The following is a 3,166-nucleotide window of genomic DNA, read 5'->3' on the forward strand; positions in this document are numbered from 1 at the left end:
GAATGGATAAAAAATTGCCTGACGTAGCTTTTTAAGACGGCTTGATTAAGCTCGGTTTTGAGGTAAAATCTGAATAGATACTTTTGAACTTGGTGTTGCGTGTCTCTGTCTTCCAGCATTCGCGCCACTAAGCCATCTGCGGTATATTCATCTAAAAACTCTGCTTGCAAATCTGGGGTAGATCCACAGAGAAGATGACAAAGTGACAAAACATAACGGCGTTCTTCCCAAGGCAAACTTTCCGCCCATTTTTTCGCAAGTGGAGGAAGTGTTTCCAGAATGCTGTAGGATTGAAATTTTCGCGGTTTGGACGAGTTTCCAAGTTTGGGTTTCATAAGCGGAAGCAGGTATAGGTAGATACACAAAGGTTATCCGCATTTAGCTTGAAACAAGTGTTGCTGAGGAGCGGGCTCAGCTTTTATAGCTAGGGGCCAGAAAAAGTCAAAAGTCAAAAGTCAAAAAAAGAAGCTATAATAAACGGCTTGATGGAATTAAGAACGTCCTAACTGCCTTGTTGCTATAACTGTTAAGTTTTGACTGTTACTTTTGAGTTTGGTTGCGATCGAGCTACTATTTAGTATTCCCAAACAGCTGTGAGAACACAAAATCCTTCTGGATTGCAACAAAAGTCTATTTTATCTCAGATATCTGCCAAAAGTCTGTAACATCGTATCCCAGTTCGCCCAACATCTGACGCAGGAGGGGCATACTCAGACCGATGACGTTGGAGTGACAGCCTTCGATTTTCTCGACAAAAAGACCTCCTTTGCCTTCAAGGGCGAAACATCCAGCACATTTTAGCGGTTCGCTGCTGGCGACGTATGCTTCGATTTGACGATCGCTGACATTGGCAAAGTACACCCGCGTCACCTGAGATCGCACCAAAGTTTTGCCCTGCTGTTGGTCAATTAAAGCATGACCCGTATACAGGTCACCAACTTTACCGCGCATCATTTGCCAACGGGCGATCGCTTCTTCTGCATCAGCCGGTTTGCCGTGAATTTCGCCTGCGATCGCCAACACAGAATCACAACCCAACAATAGCGCATCTGCGAACTGAGGTGCCACTGTTTCCGCCTTGCGTTGCGCTAGCGTTTTTACCAGTTCCGCCGCATTGTCGATATTGACTTGCGACTCATCAAAATCGCTGGGACAGACAACTGCTTCTATGCCAGCAATTTGTAACAAACGACGGCGGGCTGGCGAGGCAGAAGCTAATACTAATTTGGGATTTGGGATTTGGGATTTGGGATTGACCATTTCCTTGTCAGTTGTCAGTTGTGCGTTGTGATTTGGCATCTGCCAAAAGTCATAAGTTTTTGGTTAGTTTGCGATCGCAAACTGACCAACTAATAGACAAAGAAAGAATCAACAATTTGCTGGAACTGATTTTTCACTTTTTGCCAGCGCTTTTCTGTAGTGGATGCGCTAAAAGTATAGAGTTTGCTGTTGTTGAGGACAACACTGGTTAAATTGTGCCGTTCCTGGTTGGGCAATTTTATGAGATATTCCAAAAGGTAGTACATTTTGCCATTACCTTCTCTCGCCTCGGCATTCACCAATTCCGCTTCGCGTCCAGATCCCGCAGGAGCTAAAGCAACTTTGGACAGTTTATATCCTACCTCACTAGCAGTGCCCAGATCGCTGAGCGTTTTGGCAGATTCCACTGGACTGATGACCACGCTGACGTTCTCGCTTTGCTCGATCAAATCGTGGAACACCACATCGGGGCCATTTTTTGATACTTTGACTGGTATCCAACCATTAGGATAAAGGAACTGGTAGCCGTCCATGCTATCAATATAGCTTTTCAAACCGACAGTGCCGCCAACGCAACTTGTCAGAGTCAAGCTTAGCACGACTAAAAGTACCGCTGCGATTCGTTTGAGCATCTCTAGATATTTCCCTTGGGCAGTGTCGTTATATTTTCTCATTTATTTGACGCGATCGCAGTTGACCTAGAGCGAGGGAGTGGGGGAGTGGGGGAGTGGGGGAGTGAAAAAATTATGTAGGTCGCGCACCTGCAAACCGCTATATACCACTATATAAGAGGGATACTTTAAAAGCACAAGTGCAGAGAAGAAATCGCTTATTATTACAAATTATCAAAGAAGGACAAGCGATGTTGATAACTACCGAATTGCGATGGTTTAATCGCGGTAAACTACCAGAAGATATTAAAGATTGGTTTAACGGCGATGCGCTAGGCGAACATCACCAATCACCAGAAGAACGAGAAGATATCTATTTATATATTCCCGAATGTGAATATCTGGGAATCAAACTTCGACAGCAGCGTTTGGAAATCAAATTGCGAAAAGCCGAATTGGATACTTTGAGTTTTGGAGATAATGTAGAAGGTAAGGCAGAAAAATGGGTGAAGTGGAGTTGTGAAGATGCGACAGCAGAAAGTTTGATTCCCGCAGATGCGCTCAAAAAAAGGCCGTGGGTGAGTGTAAAAAAAGTGCGATCGCAACGCAAATACCAAGTCTCTGCCGATGCTTCGGTAACATCAGTACCTGTCGATAAAGCCATTAACCAAGGCTGTAATGTAGAAATCACCCAACTCGATATCAAAGACAATCTTTGGTGGAGTCTTGCCTTGGAAGCATTTGGCGAAGATGCCAATTTAATGTATAATCTTGAAACTGTATCTATTTGGCTATTCCAAACTTACTCCGCCTCTAAATTGCAAGTTCAAAATTCCTCCGCCTATCCCCAATGGCTTGCTTTTCAATCTAAAGACTTACCCAAAAAAACTCTTTTTTGACCCCACTATGAGTTTTGTTGCACTGCTGATTTTATTGGTATTTGTTTCTGCCATTCCCCTTGGCTTAGCCTTGTGGCTAAAAAAGCGCTATAAAAAAACGAAATTTGTCTTATTTGCCCTCACCGGATTGCTTGTACTCACGCAAACGAGCGTTTGGCTATATGATGTTAGCGGAATGCAGGCATACAACCATTATCTTCAAATTCAAACTTTTTTAAATCAACCTTTCACAGGGTTGCGTCAAGTTGGTTTGACGCGGAGTAAAGGGATTATTGCTCTTTCGTATATGAGTGAAGGATTGGTAAGTTATGCGATGCAAAATCCAGCACGGAAACCAGAAATAATTGCTTTATTGAAAAAAGCGATCGCCATTGCGCTTCACCCCGATATTTCACC

Annotated in this window: 4 protein-coding genes and 1 pseudogene; 2 read left to right on the plus strand and 3 right to left on the minus strand. The window is 43.6% G+C overall.

The window, feature by feature from the left end; all coding sequences use genetic code 11:
• The 3 genes and pseudogenes from H6S82_RS25840 to psbP form a co-directional block, all read right to left on the minus strand.
• Positions 1-335, minus strand: a pseudogene (locus tag H6S82_RS25840) (cobyrinic acid a,c-diamide synthase); the annotation flags it as partial.
• Between the two features lie 295 nt (positions 336-630).
• Positions 631-1,260 carry a nucleoside triphosphate pyrophosphatase gene (locus tag H6S82_RS25845; protein ID WP_199315465.1) on the minus strand — a complete coding sequence of 210 codons (630 nt, stop codon included), beginning with the start codon at positions 1,258-1,260 and terminating at the stop codon, positions 631-633.
• 89 nt (positions 1,261-1,349) lie between these two features.
• Positions 1,350-1,892, minus strand: a complete 543-nt coding sequence (psbP, locus tag H6S82_RS25850; protein ID WP_190470061.1) for a photosystem II reaction center PsbP — start codon at positions 1,890-1,892, stop codon at positions 1,350-1,352.
• Between the two features lie 230 nt (positions 1,893-2,122).
• On the opposite strand from psbP, the gene H6S82_RS25855 reads away from it, so the two are divergent.
• Together H6S82_RS25855 and H6S82_RS25860 are read left to right on the plus strand one after the other, a co-directional pair.
• A complete protein-coding gene (locus tag H6S82_RS25855; RefSeq protein WP_190470015.1) occupies positions 2,123-2,770 on the plus strand; it encodes a hypothetical protein in 648 nt (215 codons plus the stop codon).
• 7 nt (positions 2,771-2,777) lie between these two features.
• A partial coding sequence (locus H6S82_RS25860; protein ID WP_199317963.1) for a hypothetical protein occupies positions 2,778-3,166 on the plus strand: 389 nt, incomplete at its 3' end.

The sequence above is a fragment of the Planktothrix sp. FACHB-1355 genome (genome assembly GCF_014748295.1).
GTDB classification, from domain to species: Bacteria; Cyanobacteriota; Cyanobacteriia; order Cyanobacteriales; family Aerosakkonemataceae; genus Aerosakkonema; species Aerosakkonema funiforme_A.

Coding starts and splice junctions, on each gene's coding strand:
- H6S82_RS25845 (WP_199315465.1), bottom strand. CDS start 1,260: ATGGTCAATCCCAAATCCCAAATCCCAAATCCCAAATTAGTATTAGCT.
- psbP (WP_190470061.1), bottom strand. CDS start 1,892: ATGCTCAAACGAATCGCAGCGGTACTTTTAGTCGTGCTAAGCTTGACT.
- H6S82_RS25855 (WP_190470015.1), top strand. CDS start 2,123: ATGTTGATAACTACCGAATTGCGATGGTTTAATCGCGGTAAACTACCA.